The 18,972-nt window shown below is 72.4% G+C and carries 15 protein-coding genes and 1 pseudogene; 4 read left to right on the top strand and 12 right to left on the bottom strand.

Translation table 11 applies throughout. From position 1 onward, the window contains the following. Positions 1–172 (bottom strand): annotated as a pseudogene (locus tag ACFW2Y_RS19450) (cytochrome c oxidase subunit II); the annotation flags it as partial. A 27-nt stretch (positions 173–199) separates the two neighbouring features. Beyond that, entirely contained in the window at positions 200–3,223 is a 3,024-nt protein-coding gene (locus tag ACFW2Y_RS19445) for an NACHT domain-containing protein (protein WP_384880467.1), read from the bottom strand. A gap of 474 nt (positions 3,224–3,697) precedes the next feature. Between ACFW2Y_RS19445 and ACFW2Y_RS19440 the strand changes: the two genes are divergently transcribed. Continuing rightward, positions 3,698–4,393, top strand: coding sequence for a M23 family metallopeptidase (locus ACFW2Y_RS19440; RefSeq protein ID WP_384880464.1), 696 nt, complete (start codon positions 3,698–3,700; stop codon positions 4,391–4,393). 5 nt (positions 4,394–4,398) lie between these two features. Here ACFW2Y_RS19440 and ACFW2Y_RS19435 read toward each other — a convergent pair whose 3' ends face one another. After that, positions 4,399–4,956 (bottom strand): TetR/AcrR family transcriptional regulator, encoded by a 558-nt coding sequence (locus ACFW2Y_RS19435; protein WP_384880461.1) that lies wholly within the window; start codon positions 4,954–4,956, stop codon positions 4,399–4,401. 100 nt (positions 4,957–5,056) lie between these two features. Between ACFW2Y_RS19435 and ACFW2Y_RS19430 the strand changes: the two genes are divergently transcribed. Beyond that, positions 5,057–6,640, top strand: coding sequence for an MDR family MFS transporter (locus ACFW2Y_RS19430; RefSeq protein WP_384880458.1), 1,584 nt, complete (start codon positions 5,057–5,059; stop codon positions 6,638–6,640). 127 nt (positions 6,641–6,767) lie between these two features. Here the strand turns inward: ACFW2Y_RS19430 and cseC are convergent, their stop codons facing one another. The 6 genes from cseC to ACFW2Y_RS19400 form a co-directional block, all read right to left on the bottom strand. After that, entirely contained in the window at positions 6,768–8,084 is a 1,317-nt protein-coding gene (cseC, locus tag ACFW2Y_RS19425) for a two-component system sensor histidine kinase CseC (RefSeq protein WP_384880455.1), read from the bottom strand. 44 nt (positions 8,085–8,128) lie between these two features. Next, a complete protein-coding gene (cseB, locus tag ACFW2Y_RS19420) occupies positions 8,129–8,827 on the bottom strand; it encodes a two-component system response regulator CseB (protein ID WP_384880453.1) in 699 nt (232 codons plus the stop codon). A 57-nt stretch (positions 8,828–8,884) separates the two neighbouring features. Beyond that, entirely contained in the window at positions 8,885–9,712 is an 828-nt protein-coding gene (locus ACFW2Y_RS19415) for a hypothetical protein (protein WP_384880451.1), read from the bottom strand. Next, a complete protein-coding gene (locus tag ACFW2Y_RS19410; RefSeq protein WP_384880448.1) occupies positions 9,700–10,272 on the bottom strand; it encodes a SigE family RNA polymerase sigma factor in 573 nt (190 codons plus the stop codon). Before ACFW2Y_RS19410 ends, ACFW2Y_RS19415 begins: the two co-directional genes overlap by 13 nt. Before the next feature lie 158 nt (positions 10,273–10,430). Continuing rightward, positions 10,431–11,357, bottom strand: a complete 927-nt coding sequence (locus tag ACFW2Y_RS19405; RefSeq protein ID WP_384880446.1) for an A/G-specific adenine glycosylase — start codon at positions 11,355–11,357, stop codon at positions 10,431–10,433. 33 nt (positions 11,358–11,390) lie between these two features. Further along, positions 11,391–12,074 (bottom strand): phosphatase PAP2 family protein, encoded by a 684-nt coding sequence (locus ACFW2Y_RS19400; protein WP_384880443.1) that lies wholly within the window; start codon positions 12,072–12,074, stop codon positions 11,391–11,393. A gap of 224 nt (positions 12,075–12,298) precedes the next feature. Here ACFW2Y_RS19400 and ACFW2Y_RS19395 point away from each other — a divergent pair, with 224 nt between their 5' ends. Beyond that, positions 12,299–13,144, top strand: coding sequence for a hypothetical protein (locus ACFW2Y_RS19395; protein WP_384880440.1), 846 nt, complete (start codon positions 12,299–12,301; stop codon positions 13,142–13,144). A 15-nt stretch (positions 13,145–13,159) separates the two neighbouring features. Here the strand turns inward: ACFW2Y_RS19395 and disA are convergent, their stop codons facing one another. Next, the gene (gene disA, locus ACFW2Y_RS19390; RefSeq protein WP_384880437.1) at positions 13,160–14,311 is read right to left on the bottom strand and encodes a DNA integrity scanning diadenylate cyclase DisA; all 1,152 of its coding nucleotides are present in this window, start codon (positions 14,309–14,311) and stop codon (positions 13,160–13,162) included. Between the two features lie 183 nt (positions 14,312–14,494). Beyond that, positions 14,495–15,901: a DNA repair protein RadA gene (radA, locus tag ACFW2Y_RS19385; RefSeq protein ID WP_384880434.1), complete on the bottom strand. Its 1,407-nt coding sequence runs from the start codon at positions 15,899–15,901 to the stop codon at positions 14,495–14,497. 174 nt (positions 15,902–16,075) lie between these two features. Here radA and ACFW2Y_RS19380 point away from each other — a divergent pair, with 174 nt between their 5' ends. Beyond that, entirely contained in the window at positions 16,076–17,842 is a 1,767-nt protein-coding gene (locus ACFW2Y_RS19380) for a hypothetical protein (protein WP_384880432.1), read from the top strand. 132 nt (positions 17,843–17,974) lie between these two features. Here ACFW2Y_RS19380 and ACFW2Y_RS19375 read toward each other — a convergent pair whose 3' ends face one another. Continuing rightward, entirely contained in the window at positions 17,975–18,874 is a 900-nt protein-coding gene (locus ACFW2Y_RS19375) for a hypothetical protein (RefSeq protein ID WP_384880429.1), read from the bottom strand. Positions 18,875–18,972 lie beyond the last annotated feature (98 nt).

Here is an 18,972-nt window from a genome sequence, read left to right as displayed (position 1 = left end):
CCTCCACGTTCTCGATGTAGTTGAAGCCCCAGCTCCACTGGTAGCCGACCACGTTGATGGTGTGGGCCGGCTTGGGGCTGAGCTCGAGAAGCTTCGATTCATCGCGCGCGGTGAAGTAGAACAACACCGAGACGATGATCAGAGGAACCACGGTGTACAGCGCCTCGATGGGTCCCGGGGCCGCCCCTTTTTTCCGTGGTCAGTTCCTGATGACCCGGACGTGGGGGGAGAGGTGCTCGACGCCCTCCAGGGCCGTGGCCGAGACGTGGACCTCCTGCAGCCCCTCCAGCCGTGCCAGTGCGGTGACGTCCGCACGGCCGCCCGCGGCGAGCAGCGCGAACCGCTGGAGCGAAGGGAAGGCCCGGGCCACCGTTTCGCACGCCGCCTCCTCCGTGTCCGTGTCCGTGCTGAGCACGAGCACGTCGATGTGGGGAAGCGCCAGGTCCCGGGGGATCGACGGGAGGGCCGTGCCCTCGATCGAGAGCAGCCGCAGCTGGGTGAGGAGGGCCAGTTCCTCCCAGTCGTGGGCCGTGGCCGGGCGGTCCGTCCAGCAGCTGAGTGCGCGGAGGCGAGCGGCGGAGCGCAGGGCACCGATGCCCTCCTCCGGCCAGGTCTTGAGGGCGAGCTTCACCAGGGGCGCTTCGGGGGGAAGGCCGCCCAGCCCTCCGTACGTCCCGTGAGGACCCTCCAGCGACAGCGAGGTGAGCCTGGTGAGGCCGGAGAGCACCGAGAGGTCGGACGTACCGGCCCCCCGCGACAGGGAGAGCACGCTCGGGTCACAGACGGAGAGGAGGTCCTCCACCGCCCGCTCCGAGACCTCGCCCCTGATCTCCAGCAGGTCCGGGGTGATCCCGAGGCGGAGCAGTTCCGTCACCTGCTCGTCGTGGACGAGCGTGAAGCGCAGCTCGGACGGGTCGATGGCGGCCACGATCGCCTCGGCGTAGGCGTGGTGGTCGAAGCGCTGCCATCCCCAGATCAGTTGGGAGCGGACGGGGACGGAGGGGTGACGGGCGAAGCGGGCCAGGTAGGGGACGGCCGCGTCGGAGCCGATGTGCGTCGCGGTCGTGACCACCAGGCGGGCGTCCTCGTCGTCCAGCCCTTCCGGCCCCGGCAGCAGGTCCAGGACCGCTCGGCCCGCCGCCGCCAGTTCTCTGGCCTCCACCGACGAGCGGGGCGGGACCAGGTCCGCGGCCCGGGCCAGTACCTCCTCCCGCACCTCCCGTGCCACTTCCGTCGCATGGTTCAGCGCGGTCGCCGCCAGGACCAGGAGGCGGAGCTGCACCGGGCGGTCCTCGGCGGCGTCCGCTGCCTTGATCAGCTCGCGCAGGATCTCCGCGCACTCGCGCGGGCGGGCGTGGCCCACTGCCATCCGGATGACGTCTTCCCAGCGGTCGTCCGTGGCGTGTTGGATCAGGACGCCGATGTCCCAGCGGTCCACCAGGGCCTTGGCCGCCAGGTAGTCCTGGAAGGTGCGGTGGACGAAGTCGATGGTGTCGGTCGTCGGCTCGCGCAGCAGGCCGCTGCGGTGGAGGAGGTGGGTGAAGACCCGGTTCGGGGGGTGGGCGGAGGCATCGGCCACCGCGGGGAGGGCCTCCGCGACGATCGACTCGGCGTGTGCGCGGTCCATCTGGAGCCGGCCGTTCAGCGTCAGCCAGTAGGCGAGCCGCTGGATCAGTTGGATCTGTGGCGCCTCGTCCAGCTCGATCCCGTACGGCTTCCCCATGTCCCGCTCGCGGTCCCGGCGGGACAGGAGCATGGAGAGCGCGGAGTCGTAGAGCGCCTTGCGGCCTCGGGGGAGATAGCCGTGCCGGTCGCGGTGGAGGGCGCAGAGGAGGCTGCACATGAGCGGGTTGGTGGCGAGCCGGGCGACGTCTTCGGTCGTCCGCAGGGCGTCGAGGAGCGGCTGCTCATACTGCTCCGCTTCGGGCCCGGCCGCCCGGTGCCAGCGGCGCACGAAGGTGGCGGCTTCGGTGCGGGACATCGGGGCGAGGGTCAGGTCGGTGAAGCCGTCCCGGGCCAGCCAGCCGCTGCCCACGGCGGTGGGGCGGGCGGTCACCAGCCAGCGGTTGCCCTCGTAGGCGCTGAGGAGGTCGCGGAGCCAGTCGTGGACCCGACCGCGCTCGGTTTCGGGGATCTCGTCGATGCCGTCGACGAGGATCAGCCCCCGTCCCGCGGCCAGCACCCGATCGGCCCAGCCGTCGGGCGGGGTGAGGGGACAGCCGGCGGAGGGGAGGAAGCGGTCGGGGGAGGAGGGGAGCCGTTCTCCGTGGCGGGTGAGGGTGCGCAGCGGGAGGACGAACGGGACGTGCCCGTGCAGGTACGCCATGCCCTCCGCACGGTCTTCCGAGGCGGCCGAGACGGTCAGCCACTGGATGAGGGTGGTCTTGCCCGAGCCGGCCAGGCCCCGTAGCAGCACCTTGCCGTGTCGGGCGAGGGCGAGGTCGGCGCGGATCGGATGGTGGTCCTCCGGCTGTGGGCCGGGGCGGACCGTGCCGTCGGGAGGGGAGTCCGTTCCGGTCGCCGCCAGCGACAGGTAGGCCGTGTCCAGGGGCCAGTCGCCCGGTGACCGGTGGAGGTCGATGCCGTGGATGGCGAGCCGGCCGTGCTTCTTGGCGAGGTGCCGCAGGTAGCGGCGCTCGAAGGCCGCGTCCGGGGAGTCCGTCCGTGGCGTCCGCCGGATGACCTCGTCCACCTTGGCGAGGAGCTCGGCCTGGTTCCTGGTCTGTTCCACCAGGCTGCGGGCGATGAACGTGGAGCGTCGGGTGAAGAAGTCGAGGAGGTGGAGGCAGGCCCACTCGGTCAGGGATTCCAGGTAGAGCACCGAGTCCGTGGAGAGGCCGTCCGGGGGCGGGGCGACCGTGCGCAGTCGGGCGGCGAGGGCGGTGTGGCCCAGCCGGACGGCTTGGACGTCGTCCATGTCGAGCTCGCCGAGGGCGAGGAGGGTCGTGGCGAGGGCCTCGGCGACGGCCGGGGCCTCGGCGGCGGGGAAGGACTGCTCGCCGGGCCCGTCCAGCGAGCGCTCGACCAGCGTTCCGGCGAGCTTGCGGACGTCCTTCTCGGTGAGGGTGCGCTTCTCGCCCCGGAAGGAGAGCAGGGAGGAGAGCCGGACCTTCTCCGAATGGTCGATGAGGCCGGCTCCCGCACCCTCGCTGACCAGCAATTTCTTTAGCATCGGGCTGATCAGGGACGAAGCGAGGCGGGTGCCGATGAGTGTCGGTTCCATGTGTGTCCCCCCGTGGATTCCCGAAGTGATCAGCGTAGTGCGGGAGGGGCTTTCGGGCGGCTCGGTTGCGTGACCCAGGTCGCTTTCGGGGCGAGGGGCTGGTGACAAGGCGCACAGGCGTTTCGGAGGGTACTAAGTGGAATAGTGGCGACCTTTAGTGTTGATTCGGGACTTTTAGGTGTAAAGATCCAGGACTTTGGTCCTGAGGGGGTGAAACGGGCACGGGGCCGGCTTTCCGGCGCTTGCGGGCCTCCTGTGACATGCGCGTAAACCGATCCTCTTGTGTAGTTATGTCCGTTTCCTTGGTTCCCTTCCAGGGGTGTTGCAGGTGGAACTTCCCGGGAGATCGCTACGACGCAATGTCGTAGATGGGGTGTTTTGGCCTGACTGGGAGGTCGGGTTACCAAGGTGGGGCAAGCCCGGCGCAGCACCGTTCCGCGTCGGGTCCCGTACTGCCCGGAGGTTTTCCCCCGTATGTCGAAGCGCGTCATGAACCCCGCCGTCCGTGTCACCGCCGTCGCTCTCGCCGCTGCGGGCCTGGGGGCGTCGATGGTGGCCGGAGCCGGGTCCGCCTTCGCCGCCGAGGGCAAGGCCGCCGCCCCGGTCGCGCTCACCGCGTCCGCCGCCGTCGCCGCCCAGGCCGATGCCCAGGCCCAGGTGGCCGCCCAGGTGAAGGCCGCCGCCGCGAAGGCCAAGGCCGCGACCGTGAAGGCCGCCGCCACCAAGACCGCCGTCACGGCCAAGAAGGCTCCGGCGTGGGTCAAGCCGGTCGTCTCGTACACCCTCACCGCCAGCTTCAACCAGGGCGGCGCCATGTGGGCCCACAAGCACTCCGGCCAGGACTTCGCCGTCCCCGTCGGCACCCCGGTCAAGGCCGCTGCCGCCGGTACCGTCGTGAAGGCCGGCCCGAACGGCGGCGGCGACGGCCCCGCCTACGGCAACGCGATCGTCGTGAAGCACGCCAACGGCACGTACTCGCAGTACGCCCACCTGTCGAAGATCAAGGTCTCCGTCGGCCAGAAGGTCGCCGCCGGCCAGCAGATCGCCCTCTCGGGCAACACCGGCAACTCTTCCGGCCCGCACCTGCACTTCGAGATCCGCACCACCCCGAACTACGGCTCCGCCGTGAACCCGGCCGCCTTCCTGCGGTCCCACGGCGTCACCATCTGACGCTGCTACCGGCCCTCGTGGGCCTGGTCGATGAGGTCGAGGGCGACCCCGAGGACGGCTTCCTGCTTCTCCTCGGGGTCGCCCTCGACGTGCTGCACGAAGAACGTGCCCGCGTGCAGGGTGAAGACCGCGCTGACGCAGCGGACCTTCTGTTCGATGGTGAAGTCCGGCTCCTGGAGGAGCTCGGTCAGCGTGAGCACGCGCTCCTTGAAGGTCAGGCCCACGCTCAGCTCCCGCACGGTGGCCTGGTTCTCCTGCATGAAGCGGAAGAGCGGGGCCGCCGCGAGCAGGGCCACCTGGTAGCGGCGGAGGGTTTCGCGCTTGGTCTCCAGGGTCCGGGGCTGTTCCCGGGCCCACTCGATCAGCTCGTCCATCGGCCGGGTCAGGTCCTCGAAGATGCCGACGAGGATGTCTTCCTTGGTCTTGAAGTGGTAGTAGAGCGCGGCCTTGGTGACGTCGAGGCGTTCCGCGATCTCGCGCAGCGAGGTCTTCTCGTAGCCCTGCTCGGCGAAGAGTTCGAGGGCCACGTCCTGGATGCGCTGGCGGGTGTTGCCTCGGGCCATGGCGGATCTCCACTTTCCAGAAAACTTACTTGACGCCCGGCTAGTTACCGGCCTACCTTCCTCAGTGTAGTAACTAGCCGGGCGGCAAGTAAGGATCGAGATGGCGACGGAACAGCAGGCACCAACGGCAGAGGGGGAGTCCGGGGCGCAGCCGCGCAGCGTGCGCGTGGTGCTCCTCGCCCTCATGATCGCGATGTTGCTCGCGATGCTCGACAACATGATCATCGGTACGGCGATGCCGACGATCGTCGGTGAGCTCGGCGGACTGGAGCACCTCTCCTGGGTCGTCACCGCCTACACCCTGGCCACGGCGGCCTCCACCCCCCTCTGGGGCAAGCTCGGCGACATGTTCGGCCGCAAGGGCGTCTTCCTCACCTCGATCGTGATCTTCCTGGTCGGCTCGGCGCTCAGCGGCATGGCCCAGGACATGGGGCAGCTGATCGGCTTCCGCACGATCCAGGGCCTCGGCGCCGGTGGCCTCATGGTCGGCGTGATGGCGATCATCGGCGATCTGATCCCGCCCCGCGAACGCGGCAAGTACCAGGGCATGATCGCCGGCGTGATGGCCCTCGCCATGATCGGCGGTCCCCTCGTCGGCGGCACCATCACCGACCACTGGGGATGGCGCTGGTCCTTCTACATCAACCTGCCGCTCGGCATCGTCGCCCTCGCCATGGTCACCGCCGTCCTGCACCTGCCCAAGAAGCAGCGCCCCACCGGCACCCGCATCGACTTCCTCGGCGCCGCGCTGCTGACCGCCGGCATCACCGCGATCGTCCTCGTCACCACCTGGGGCGGCACGGAGTACGCCTGGAGCTCGGCCACCATCATCGGCCTCACGATCGGCGGCCTCGTCGCGCTCGTCGCCTTCCTCTTCGTCGAGACCCGGGCGAGCGACCCGATCATGCCGCTGCACATCTTCCGCAGCCGCAACTTCACCCTGATGTCCCTGATCGGCTTCATCACCGGCTTCGTGATGTTCGGCGCGGTCCTCTACCTGCCGATCTTCCAGCAGTCCGTCCAGGGCGCCTCGGCCACCAACTCCGGCCTGCTGCTCCTGCCGATGCTGCTGTCGATGATGGTCGTCTCGCTGCTCGTCGGCCGGTTCACCACCAGCACCGGAAAGTACAAGGTCTTCCCGATCGCGGGCGGCGCGCTCATGATGGTCGGCCTCTTCCTGCTCTCCACCATGGACACCGACACCTCGCGCCTCGTCTCCGGGATCTGGATGGCCGTCCTCGGCGCCGGCATGGGCTTCCTCATGCAGATCACCATGCTGGTCGCCCAGAACAGCGTGGAGCTGAAGGACATGGGTGTCGCCTCCTCCTCCACCACCCTCTTCCGCACGCTCGGTTCCTCCTTCGGCGTCGCGATCATGGGGGCGCTCTTCACCAGCCGCGTCCAGGACGAGATGACCTCCCGCGGCGGGGCCGGACTCACCGAGCGGACCGCCCAGCTCGACGCGGCGAGCCTCGCCAAGCTGCCGGACGCACTCCGCGAGGCGTACCAGCACGCGGTCGCCTCCGGCACCCACGGCGCCTTCCTGGTCGCCTCGGCCGTCGCCGTCCTCGGCTTCGCCCTCGCCTTCTTCGTCAAGGAAGTGGCGCTCCGCGGCGCCGGACCGGCCGCGGCCCCGAAGACGGAGGCCGGCGGCGAGGCCCCCAAGGTCGCCGAGGCGGTCTGACCCCCGGTGCGGGGACCGCGCCGCGGGCGTCGGACGCCCCCGACGCCCGCGGACCGGATCCTGGTACGAGGACCCCGCACGGTGACGGTGGGGCCGCTCCCGAGAGGGGGCGGCCACCGCCGTGTGGTCATTGCGGTGGCCGCAGCACCGGGAAGCTGCCCGTGTTCGTGGGCGCGTGGTCCGGCAGCCACAGCACCGCGATGGCGCCGCCCACCCCCTCCGGGGAACCCTCCGAGGCCACGTTCCGGAAGGTCAGTCGAGCGCCGAGGACCCGGGCCTGCCCGGCCGCGATCGTCAGGCCCAGGCCGTGGCCCTGGCCCGCGCGGTCGCTCGTCCCCGTGCGGAACCGGTGCGGGCCCTCCTTCAGGAGCGCTTCGGGTAAACCCGGACCGTGATCGCGGATCCGCACCACCCGGCCCTCGACGGTGACCTCGACCGGTGGCTTGCCGTGCTTGGCGGCGTTGGCCAGGAGGTTGCCGATGATCCGCTCCAGCCGGCGCGGATCGGTGTTCACCCGGGACTCGTGCACGACCTGGACGACGACGTCCGGGTGCAGGGCCCGCACCCGCCGCTCCACGAACTCGCCGAGCGCGATCTCCTGGAGCTCGGCCCGCTCCGAGGCGCCGTCCAGCCGGGCCACCTCAAGGACGTCCTCGACCAGGGTGCGCAGGACCTGTGCCCGGTCCCGGACCAGCTCGGCGGGTCGTGACGGCGGCAGCAGCTCGGCCGCCGTGAGCAGCCCGGTGACGGGGGTGCGCAGTTCGTGCGCGATGTCGGCGGTGACCCGCCGCTCGGCCTGGATCCGCTCGTTCAGGGCGTCGGTCAGGGAGTCCACCGCCCACGCCAGGTCATCGGTCTCGTCCCGCACGACCCCGCCGACGGCCTCCCGCACCCGGACGTCCCCGTTGCCCTGGGCCACCCGGCCGGCCGCGACGGCGGCCTTGCGCAGTCGCCGCGAGAGCTGCCCGCCGATCAACACGCCGAGCGCACACCCGCCGAAGACCACCGACACCGAGCCGATGACCAGGGCCCGGTCCAGGTCCCTCATGATGGTGGCGCTCCGGTCGGCGAAGGGGATGTGCAGCGAGAGCACGTCCCCGTTGGCGAGGGGGACGGCCGCCCACACGTCCGGCGGACCGCCGTGCCGGTGCTCCTGCACGAAGGTCCCGCGCCGCCGGTCCCGCATCAGCTGGTCGAGCTCCGGCGGCAGCGCCGGATCGTTGATCTTCGTGCCGAAGCGGGGCTCCTTCGGCTTCGCCGTCTCGTACAACCGCTGGGCGAAGAGCAGCCGTTCCATCTGCACCTCGCGCGCATTGTCGAGCATCGAGATGCGGGCGGCGTTGTGCACGATCACGCTCAGGGTGATCGCGATGAGGGCGCCGACCGCTGCGATGGCGACGGCGATCTTCCAGCGGACCCCGGTCCGGAGGGCGAGCGGCCTCACCGACGCGTGCCCGTCGTGCAGGACGTCTCGTGGGTCATGCCGGGTCAGTTCTTGAGCTTGTAGCCGAAGCCGCGCACGGTCTCGATCCGGTCCTGACCGATCTTGGCGCGCAGCCGCTGCACATGGACGTCCACGACCCGGGTGTCGCCGCCCCAACCGTAGTCCCACACCCGCTCCAGGAGCTTGTCCCGGGACAACACCGTGCCCGGCGCCGAGGAGAACTCCAGCAGCAGCCGCATCTCGGTCGGGGTCAGCGCCACCGGCGCACCGCCCTTGCGGACCTCCATGCCCTCGGTGTCGACCTCCAGGTCGCCGAAGACGAGCAGCCCCCCGGCGTCCACCGGTCCGTTCCCGCGCTCGCCCGCACCTCCCGCGTGCCCGAAGCGGCGCAACACGGCCCTGATCCGGGCCATCAGGACGGAGCCGTCGAAGGGCTTGGTGACGTAGTCGTCGGCTCCGGCCTCCAGGCCGAGCACGACGTCGATGGAATCGGCGCGCGCCGACAGCATGATGACGGGGACCGTCGACTCGTCGCGGATGCGACGGCACAGGCTCACCCCGTCCATCCCCGGCAGCATCACGTCCAGCAGGGCGATGTCGGGGCGCTTCGCCCGGAAGGCGTCCAGGCCGGAGAGCCCGTCGGGCATGGCGGTCACCCGGAAGCCGTCGCGCTCCAGGGCGAGCTGGGTGGCCTCACGGATGACGTCGTCGTCCTCGACGAACAGGACATGGGTCTCGGCCATCGTGCGTGTCCTTCGGGGTCGGTGCGTTCTTTCTGCGCGGGGGTGCGGAGGTGCGGATCAGGGGGCCGGGGGCCCGCTCGGCGCGGGCTCCGGGCCGTCGCCGACGGCCCGGCTGTAGTCGTTGTGCACCCAGTCGTGCTGGGCGAACGCGTTCCCCGACCAGCGGTAGGTGATCACGTCTTCGCCCGAGGGGTAGGCGACGGGGTCGCCCTTCGCATAGACCTGTCGGGTGACGACGAGGTCACCGCGGTCGATCGTGGCGTAGACCGCCGCCTCCTCGGCCATGAACACGTTCTCGTACTGGCCGCTCTGCTTCCGGTAGACGTACGTCCCGATGCCGACGGCATCGCCGCAGGTCATCACGTTGACGACGACATCGGGGGCGGAGGCACCGGTGAGGTTGCCGTAGGAGGCGTCCACCGGGTAGGCGTCCGCGACGCACGGCTCCAGATCGTCCTTGAGCCGTGTGCCGATCTTCGGGTCGGCCTTCAGCAGCGCGATCGGGTCCACCCGCTCGGCCGCCCGTGGACCCGAGGGGTCGGAGGAGGAGGGGACGGGTGCCGCGGCGACCACCTCATCGGTGCGGGCCGCGCCCTCGTCACGGGAGCCGGTGCCACCGGTGGAGCAGGCGGCCAGGGACAGGCCGACGGCGACGAGGCCGGCCGTCGCCGCCGCGCTCGCCGCCCTGGTCGTACGGGGCGGGCGGGGTCCGGCGGCACCCCGGCCGGCACCGGAGCCACCGCCGAGGTCCTCGCCGCCGGCGGGGGCGTCGAGGGCCCGGACGCAGACTTCGGCGACGGGGCCGCCCGAGGCGTTCCCGTCGCCGTCGGAACCGCGGTGGTTCCGGTGTCCTCTTCCGCCCGGTTCGCCGTCTAGGCCGCGCACCGCTCCCCGCCCCCTTCGCCGCTCCGCACCGTCGTCCGCCCCTCCGCCCGGCCCGGGGCGCGGGCATCGAGGCCGCGTTCCTCCAGTTCCTGGCGGAGCCGGGCGAGCGCACGGTGGAGCGTGGACTTCACGGTACCCGTCGACATGCCGAGCGCCGCCGCCGTCTCCTCGGTGCTCATCTGCTCCCAGTGCCGCAGGACCACGACGCTGCGCTGCTTCGGCGCGAGCACCCTCAGGACGTCCATGAGCAGGGCCCGGTCGGCGTGCTGTTCCGTCAGGTCGTCGATGCTCGCATCGGGCAGCTGTTCGGTGGGGACCTCTTCGAGCTTGCGGGAGCGCCACCACTCGGTCCGGGTGTTGATCATGACCCGGCGCAGGTAGGCGTCGGCGAGGGACTTGTCGGCGATGCCGTCCCAGCGGCCGTACGTACGGGCCAGCGCGGTCTGCAGGAGGTCCTGGGCCTCGACGGGGTCGGCGACGAGGCGACGGGCGCTCCGCAGCAGCGCGTCCTGCCGCGTGCGTACGTACTCCTCGAAGTCGAGCACCTCGCCGTGCCTCATCCGAACCGCCTCCGATCCCCGTGACCTGCTCGTTCCTCGTGTCGTGGACGACGCTACGGAGCGCTTGTCACGGGGCTGTGCGGGGCAGCCGTCGGTGGACGCACGGCTACCCATCGGTTGTGTAACAGCGGGGCCGGGAAGGTTTCGGGCCGTCGGCCTCAGGACAGCGGCAGCCGGTACCTGCCTCCGTCCAGCGGCTCGACCAGCCCGTCCGAGACCAGCCCGTCCAGGGCCCTGGCCCGCTGCACCGGCTCGTCCCAGACGAGGTCCAGGTCGGCCTGGGGCACCGGGTCCGGCGACTCCCGCAGCACGGCGAGGAGCCGGCCGCGCACCTGCCGGTCGGTCCCGGCGTACGTCTGGCCGCGGCGCGGCGGCCCGTCGTGCGCCGGCTTCCCCGCGAGCCGCCAGGCGCACTTCCCGGCGATCGGGCAGCGTCCGCAGTCCTCGTTCTTCGCCGTGCACACCAGGGCGCCCAGCTCCATGGAGGCGGCTGCCCAGCGGGACGCCGTGGCCTCGTCCGCCGGCAGCAGCGCCCGGGCGAGCCGCCGCTCGGCGGCCGTGGTCGCGTTCGGCGGGTACTGGACCCCGGTCGCCGCCCGGGCGAAGACCCGGCGCACATTGGTGTCCAGGACCGCGTGCCGCTGCCCGTACGCGAAGGAGGCGACCGCCGCCGCCGTGTACTCGCCGATGCCGGGCAGTGCGAGCAGCTGCCCGTGGTCGGCGGGCACGTCGCCGCGGTGCCGTTCCGTTATGGCCACGGCCGCCGCGTGCAATCGGAGCGCACGCCGCGGATAGCCGAGCCGCCCCCAGGCGCGGACGGCCTCGCCCGGTGCCTCCGCGGCCAGGTCGGCCGGCCGGGGCCAGCGCGCCAGCCACTGCTCGTACACCGGGAGGACGCGGACGACCGGGGTCTGTTGGAGCATGAACTCGCTGACCATCACGCCCCAGGCGCCGGCCTCGGGGCGGCGCCAGGGCAGGTCACGGGCGTGCTGGTCGAACCAGGCGAGGACGGGCCCGTGCAGCTCGGCGGCGGGCACCGGGGCCTCGGGGGCGGGGGGCGTGGGGGAAGCGTCGATGGAAGTCATGGCACCTCCGATCCTGGCACGTCTCCGGCGCGATCAGTACGCGCCGTGGCGTGCCCGAGAGGGCCGCTCGGAGGGCGCGGGAGCGTGCGCAGAGGCGCGCGTGCGCGGCCCGCGCCCCGCGCACCACACCACGGCCGAGCTCCGGCTCGACCGGGCCGTCTCCACCAGGGAACGCACGGGCCGCTCGCCCGCCCGCATCACGAGGAAGGCGACCAGGCAGCCGAGGAGCAGTCCGACGGTCACGTCGTGCGGGTAGTGGACCCCGACGAAGACCCGGGAGAAGGCCATGAGCACGGCCATCGGCACGGTCAGCCAGACGATTCCCCGCCAGGACAGTGCGAGCGCGATCGCAGCGGCGCCCGCGATCGCCGAGTGGTTGCTGGGGAAGGACCAGTCGCCGTGCGGCGGGCAGGTGATCAGGGAGGCGGGTGCACCGGTGACCGCGCGGCACGGGCGTTCCTCGTCGAACAACGACTTCAAGACCTCGCTCACCACGTAACCGAAGGCGGTGGCGACCGGGGCGAGCAGCGCGAGCGCCATCGCCCGGCTCGACCCCTCCCGGGAGCGCCACCAGCCGGCCAGGAACAGCGCGCCGAAGAGCAGCAGTCCCAGCTCCGTCCACACCTCGGCGACCCACTGGAACCAGTGGGGGGTGGCGTGGGCGAAGTCGGCGACGTCGAGATACAGACGATCGGAGAGGTCGAGGAGGGTGTTCATGGGGAATGACGCTAACCGGAATCCGGAGTCCGTCTTCCCCGGCCAACGGCCAGAACGAGCCTCGGGCGAAAGCGGGGCTTGCGATTCGCGTCGTTTCCCTACGGTTTCGGGGCCGTCCCCGGGAAAAGTTCCCCGAACCGACGGATGTGATCATCGGCAAAACTTGGCCCCTCGGGCGGCGGGTGGGGCGGGAGTTGGGCCGGATCTCTCGTAAGGTTCGGGGCGTGGGATCTTTGCGCAATCCGGTCGGGCCGCTTCCCTCCACCATCTACTGGCGACGGAGGGCGGTGGCGCTGTGCCTGGTGGCGCTCCTCGCCCTGCTCGCCGCATGGGCCTTCACCTCCGGTGGCGGTGAGGGGAAGAAGGCGAACGACGCCGCCAACGGCGCCACGCCGACCCCTCCCTCGATCACCCCGGGACCCTCCGGCACCGGGCCGGCGATCAGTCAACAGCCCGGTGGGCGCGACGAGTCGGACGATTCCGACGAGGGTGACGCCGGCGACGGCAGCGGCGCCGGCGGCTCGACCGGCTCCGGCGCGGACGCCGGCACCGATGCGGGGGCGGACGCCGGGACCGGGAGCACCGGAAAGAACGGCGACACCGACGGAGCGGGCGGTGACGGCGGCGCGGGCACCGGTGCTGGCCAACAGGTGCCGGCCGACTCCCCACTCCCCAACTGTCCCTCCGGGACCCTGCAGTTGACGCTCCGCTCCACCAAGGTCACCTATGAGCCGGGGGAGAAGCCCCGCTTCCAGCTCGTCGTCAAGAACCCCTCGGACACCACCTGCAAGGCCGACTTCGGCCCCCGCAGCGCGGTTCTGACGATCAGCGACGACCAGGACGAGGAAGTCTGGTCCTCCGCCGACTGCCCGCGCCCGGGCACCCCGGTCCTGTTGCGCATCCCCGCCCGCGGCACCATCACCCACACCGTGGAGTGGGACCGCCGTCCCAGCGCCCCGCAGTGCGCCACCGTCCCGGCGGGCCAGGCCGACCCCGGCACCTACCTGGTGGAGGCGACGGTGCCGGGCACGAAGGTGCTCCCGGCGTCGTTCAGGCTCGCGAAGGACTGAGCGCCCCTCCGGGACTCAGACGTACCGCTCCAGGATCGAGGACTCCGCGAGCCGGGAAAGCCCCTCGCGGACGCTGCGGGCCCGCGCCTCGCCGACCCCGTCGACGGTCTGCAGGTCGTCCACGCTGGCCGCGAGCAGCTTCTGCAGCCCGCCGAAGTGCTCCACCAGCCGCTCGATGATCGCGCCGGGCAGCCGCGGCACCTTCGCCAGGAGGCGGTAGCCGCGCGGCGACACCGCGGAGTCGAGCGTCTCCGGCGAGCCGCTGTAGCCGAGGGCCCGCGCCACGACGGGGAGTTCGAGCAGTTCGGTGTGGGTGAGCGCGTCCAGCTCGGTGAGCGCCTCGGTGACGGACCGCGAGCGCTGGGGTCCCTTCCCGGAGGCGGCCCGCGGGGACGCCGGCTCCGGCGCGTAGTCCCGGACCACCAACTCGCGCTCCGGTTCCACTCCCGCGATCAACTCGTCGAGCTGGAGCGAGAGGAGACGGCCGTCGGTGCCGAGCTCGACCACGTACTCGGCGATCTCGGTGGCGATCCGGCGGACCATTTCCAGGCGCTGCGCCACCGCCGTGACGTCCCGGACCGTCACCAGGTCCTCGATCTCCAGGGCGGAGAGCGTACCGGCGACCTCGTCGAGCCGGAGCTTGTAACGCTCCAGGGTCGCGAGCGCCTGGTTGGCGCGCGACAGGATCGCGGCCGACTCCTCCAGGACCCGGCGCTCTCCGTTCACGTACAGCGCGATCAACCGCATCGACTGGGAGACGGAGACCACCGGGAAGTTGCACTGCCTGGAGACCCGGTCCGCGGTGCGGTGCCGGGTGCCCGTCTCCTCGGTGGGGATGGAGGCGTCGGGGACCAGCTGCACACCCGCGCGGTGGATCTTGGTGATGTCCTTGTCGAGGACGAGGGCGCCGTCGAGCTTGCACAGCTCGCGCAGGCGGGTGGCGGTGAACTCCACGTCCAGCACGAAGCCGCCCGTGCACATCGAGTCGACCGTCTTGTCCAGGCCGAGCACGATGAGGCCGCCCGTGTTGCCCCGGAGGATCCGCTCCAGGCCGTCGCGCAGGGCGGTGCCCGGTGCGACCGCGCTCAGGGCGGCGCGCATCAGTGCTTCGTTGCCGGAGCCCGCGCCGGACTTTCCAGGAGCTGCTGCCCCGTCCTTGGCTGCCACTGCACTCCTCCGGCTCGTACGGATGGGCGAGACCAGGGCAAAGTCTAGCGACACCACCTCGGCAGGGGGTCCGCCACCGGAACGAGGGCCTCCCTTTCGTGCCGGGCCGCACGGGCGCACGGGAGCGGACGGGCACCGCAGACCCGCTTCCGCCCGGGGCGGAGCACCGGGCACCGGGCCCGGTCAGCCGCCCGCTGCGTCCTCCGCCGGCTTCGTCCTGCGCCCGCGCGGCAGCACCCGCAGGGCATCGCCCACGTCCGCGACCTCCGTCACCTTCATTCCCGCCGGCACCTTCCCCGGATCCCCCGGGACCAGCGCGTGCGTGAAGCCCAGCCGGTGCGCCTCGGCGAGCCGGCGCTGCACGCCCGTCACCCGGCGCACCTCGCCCGCGAGTCCGACCTCGCCGATCGCGACCAGGTTCTTCGGCAGCGGGGTGTCGCTCGCCGCGGACGCCAGGGCCAGCGCGATCGCCAGGTCGGCGGCGGGCTCGGTGAGCTTCACCCCGCCCACGGTCGCGCTGTAGATGTCGCGCTTGCCCAGTGCGCTGATCCGGCCGCGCTGCTCCAGGACCGCCAACATCATCGAGACCCGGGAGGTCTCCAGGCCGGAGGTGGTGCGGCGGGGGGAGGGGATCTGGGAGTCCACGGTCAGCGCCTGCACTTCGGCCACGAGCGGCCGGCGACCCTCCAGGGTGACCGTCAGGCAGGTGCCCGGCACGGCCACGTCACGCCGGGTCAGGAAGAGCCCGGAGGGGTCGGCGAGACCGGTGATGCCCTCGTCGTGCAGCTCGAAGCAGCCGACCTCGTCGGTCGCCCCGTACCGGTTCTTCACGCCCCGGACCAGGCGCAGGCGCGCGTGCCGGTCGCCCTCGAAGCTGAGGACGACGTCCACCAGGTGCTCCAGGAGCCGGGGCCCCGCGATCGCCCCGTCCTTGGTGACGTGGCCGACGAGCAGCGTCGACATGCCGCGCTCCTTGGAGGCCCGGATCAGGGCGCCGGCGACTTCGCGGACCTGGGCCATGCCGCCGGGCGCCCCGTCGATCTCGGGGGAGGCGACGGTCTGCACCGAGTCCATGACCAGGAGCGAGGGCTTCACGGCGTCGAGGTGTCCGAGGACGGCCGACAGATCGGTCTCGGCGGCCAGGTACAGGTGGTCGCTGATCGCGTCGATCCGGTCGGCGCGCAGCCGGACCTGACTCGCCGACTCCTCGCCCGTGACGTAGAGGGTCCGGTGCTCGTCGCTCGCCGCCTTGGCCGCCACGTCGAGCAGCAGCGTGGACTTGCCGACGCCCGGCTCGCCCGCGAGCAGCACGACGGCGCCCGGCACCAAGCCTCCGCCGAGCACCCGGTCCAGCTCGTCGACACCGGTCGAGCGGGCGGTCGCCTGCCGGCCGTCGACCTGGCCGATGGGCAGCGCGGCGCTGGAGACGCGTCCCGCCGCGGTCGTCCGGACGGCGGGTGCGCCGTACTCCTCGACCGTCCCCCAGGCCTGGCACTCGGGGCAGCGACCGAGCCATTTGGCGGTCTGCCAGCCACACTCGGTGCAGCGGTAGGAGGGCCGGTCCTTGGCGGTTTTCGTACGGGCAGCCATGGGCGACACCGTATCGGCCGCCACCGACAGTGGGGCGCGGTCGTCCCCACGGGTGAGGGCCACGGCGCCGGAGCACCGGGTTCCTGTCCCCCTTCGAGGGATACCTTCACCCGTAAGAATGAGAATCGGGCAACCAATATGAAGAGTGCGCCCGGTCCTGCCTACGGTCGCCCAGTGACGAGCAGCAGGCTGGAATCCTCCGCACGCACCACCGGCGCACACCGGGCGCACCGCGCCACGGACCGGGGCCGGCGGGCGCTCGGCCGGCGACCCCCCGCCCGCTACGAAGCCGCCCTCGACGGCCTCTTCACGTACTGCCTCTCCGTGCTCTGCGACCACGACACGGCGACCGCCGTCCTCGGCGACGTCCTCGCCGTCGCCGAGCGCCACCAAGGCCGTTGCCCCTCCGATGCGGACGGGCGCACCGCCTGGCTGTACGCCCTCGCCCGCTGGGCCTGTCTCCGCAGCCTCGGCGAACAGCGGCGCAAGCGCCAGGGCGCCCACACCGGCCGCCCGGCCGTCGCCGCACCCGAGCCGCCCCCGGTTCCCCAGGAGACCGTCGAACGGCGCCGCGCCGAGCTCGCCCGGCTCGCCTGGCCCGAGGCCGCCGGCACCACGCCCGAGCAGCGGGAGGCCCTGGAGCTCTCGGCGCGGCACGGCCTCAGCCACCGCCAGGTCGCCGCCGTGCTCTCCCTCGACCCGCTCGCCGCCCGCGAACTCCTCGCCACCGCCGGCTGCGAAGTGGAACGCACCCGCGCCGCCCTCGCCGTCGTCGAGACCGGCAACTGCCCCACCGTCGCCCGGCTCACCGGAGACCAGCGGGTGCTCCTCTCCGCCGCCCTGCGCGCCGAACTCGTCCGGCACGTCGACGACTGCCCCCGCTGTCGCCGCACGGCCGAGAGGGTGGGGGCCGGGGGACCCTGGCCCGGCGGGACCTCCCTGCCGGCGGACCGGCTGCCCCTGGTCGAGGCGCCCCGGACCGCCGCGTACATGGCGATGCTGCACGTCCCGCGGGCGCGTGCCGGCGCCCCGCGCTTCGCGCCGACCGGCTTCCCCCTGGACCCGAAGGACCACACGGCCCGCCGCGACCGGATGCGGGCCCGCGCGGTCACCACCACCGTGGTCGCCGCCGTGGTCGCCGCCCCCGTCCTCGCCCTGTGGACCTCCTACCGGGGGACCCCGGACACCGACAGCGCCGGTCACGACGGTCCCGGGATCAGCACGCCCGAGGCGGACGAACCGGCGACCCGGGACGACGTTCCCTACGACCGGTATGAGAACGCGGGCAACACCAGCACCGCTCCCGAGCCCCGCTTCACCCAGGGCAGCCGCACCCCCGACGTCTCCGTCGAGGTCGTCAGCCCCGGCAGCACCGCAGCGCCGTCCCGGCCCGGCGAACCGGCCCCCGGGTGGATCGAGGTCGCCGCCACCGGCCGCGGCGACCTCACCCTGCTCACGCTCACCGCCTCCGGGGGTTCGCCCGTCGACTGGTCGCTGTGGACGGACGCGCCGTGGTTGTATGTCAGCCGGGCCTCCGGCACCCTCCGCCCCGGAGAGAAGACCACGATCGTCGTCCGCGTCGACCGGGCGCGCGAACCCGTCGGCTCCTGGAGCGCGCGGATCGGGGTCAACCCGACGGGCGCGGTCGTGCAGATCGACGGCCACGGGCAGCCCCCGCCGCCCAAGGACCGGGTGATCACGCCCCCGCCGAGGACGACGGAGCCGACGCCCCCGCCGACCTCCCCGCCGCCGACGGACCCGAGCGAGCCGCCCACGGACCCGCCGCCGACGGATCCGAGCGAGCCGCCCCCCACCGAGCCCACGGACCCGCCGCCGACGACCGAGCCGACGACGGAGCCGACGGCCGGGGAACCCCCGTCCAGCCCTTCGGACCCGGGCCCGCCGACGACGGAGGAACCACCCCCACCGTCGTCCTCCTAGGAACCCCGGAACCCCCCGGCCGACACGCGCCGCGGGACACGGCACCCCGCCGCCCCGCGGGACCGCCGGCGCGCCCCGTACGAGGGCGTCCCCGTACGGCACCCCGGCGGTCCCGTACGGCACCCCCTCGGATCAGACCGGGTCCGCCGGGTGCGGTGCCACGAGCGGCAGGTGCGAGGCGAGCCGGGCCTCGCACAGCCCGGCGAGCACCCGGTACGCCTCCTCGCCCATCATCTCGACGAGCTCCGGCCGGTACGAGACGTAGACGGGCTCACCGCCGACGTGTGCCGAGGAGGCCGTCGTGCAGTACCAGTGCAGGTCGTGTCCGCCCGGACCCCAGCCGCGTCGGTCGTACTCGCCGATCGACACCTGCAACACCCGGCTGTCGTCGGGGCGCTCGATCCAGTCGTACGTCCGCCGCACCGGAAGCTGCCAACAGACGTCGGGCTTCGTCTCCAGCGGCTCGCGGCCCTCCTTCATCGCCAGGATGTGCAGCGAGCAGCCCGCGCCGCCCGCGAAGCCGGGCCGGTTCTGGAAGATGCAGGACCCCTCCCAGCGGCGGGTCTGCCGGTCGCCGTCCTCGTCGCGCTGCACCCAACCCGACTCGGTCCCGACCCCGTGGAACTGCCACAGCTCGGGCGTCAGCCGGGCCACGTGCTCCGCGACCCGCTTCTCGTCGTCCTCGTCGGAGAAGTGCGCGCCCAGCGTGCAGCAGCCGTCGTCGGCGCGCCCCTCCTGGATGCCCTGGCAGCCGTTGCCGAAGATGCAGGTCCAGCGGGACGTCAGCCAGGTCAGGTCACAGCGGAAGACCTGTTCCTCGTCGGCCGGATCGGGAAACTCGACCCAGGCGCGGGCGAAGTCGAGGCCCTTCTCGTCCGGCTCCTCGGCCTTGCCCCGCTTCTGCTTCCCGACCTTCCCGACCTTCCCGACCTTCACGGCCTTCACCGACTTCGCCGCGTGCGCGGTCCTGGCCGCCTTCACGCCGTCGTCGCCACTGTCCTTGCCCGGCTTCGCCTTCTTCGTCTTTGGCACATGGCCAAGCGTATGCGGGCGGGCGCACGGACCTCGGCTTCCGCCCGGCCCGGCGGTACGAGTGCCGAAGCCCCACGTCCGCGGCCCGCGCCACCGCG

Source organism: Streptomyces sp. NPDC058877 (assembly GCF_042742855.1).
In the GTDB taxonomy this organism is placed as follows: Bacteria; Actinomycetota; Actinomycetes; order Streptomycetales; family Streptomycetaceae; genus Streptomyces.
Note: the sequence above shows the minus strand (reverse complement) of the source record. Positions and strands in the feature narration are given on the sequence as shown.

Excerpts from the sequence above, each read along its gene's own strand:
- ACFW2Y_RS19445 (WP_384880467.1), bottom strand. The coding sequence starts at position 3,223 with ATGGAACCGACACTCATCGGCACCCGCCTCGCTTCGTCCCTGATCAGC.
- radA (WP_384880434.1), bottom strand. The coding sequence starts at position 15,901 with ATGGCTGCCCGTACGAAAACCGCCAAGGACCGGCCCTCCTACCGCTGC.
- ACFW2Y_RS19430 (WP_384880458.1), top strand. The coding sequence starts at position 5,057 with ATGGCGACGGAACAGCAGGCACCAACGGCAGAGGGGGAGTCCGGGGCG.
- ACFW2Y_RS19440 (WP_384880464.1), top strand. The coding sequence starts at position 3,698 with ATGTCGAAGCGCGTCATGAACCCCGCCGTCCGTGTCACCGCCGTCGCT.
- ACFW2Y_RS19405 (WP_384880446.1), bottom strand. The coding sequence starts at position 11,357 with ATGACTTCCATCGACGCTTCCCCCACGCCCCCCGCCCCCGAGGCCCCG.
- ACFW2Y_RS19410 (WP_384880448.1), bottom strand. The coding sequence starts at position 10,272 with ATGAGGCACGGCGAGGTGCTCGACTTCGAGGAGTACGTACGCACGCGG.
- ACFW2Y_RS19400 (WP_384880443.1), bottom strand. The coding sequence starts at position 12,074 with ATGAACACCCTCCTCGACCTCTCCGATCGTCTGTATCTCGACGTCGCC.
- cseB (WP_384880453.1), bottom strand. The coding sequence starts at position 8,827 with ATGGCCGAGACCCATGTCCTGTTCGTCGAGGACGACGACGTCATCCGT.
- ACFW2Y_RS19435 (WP_384880461.1), bottom strand. The coding sequence starts at position 4,956 with ATGGCCCGAGGCAACACCCGCCAGCGCATCCAGGACGTGGCCCTCGAA.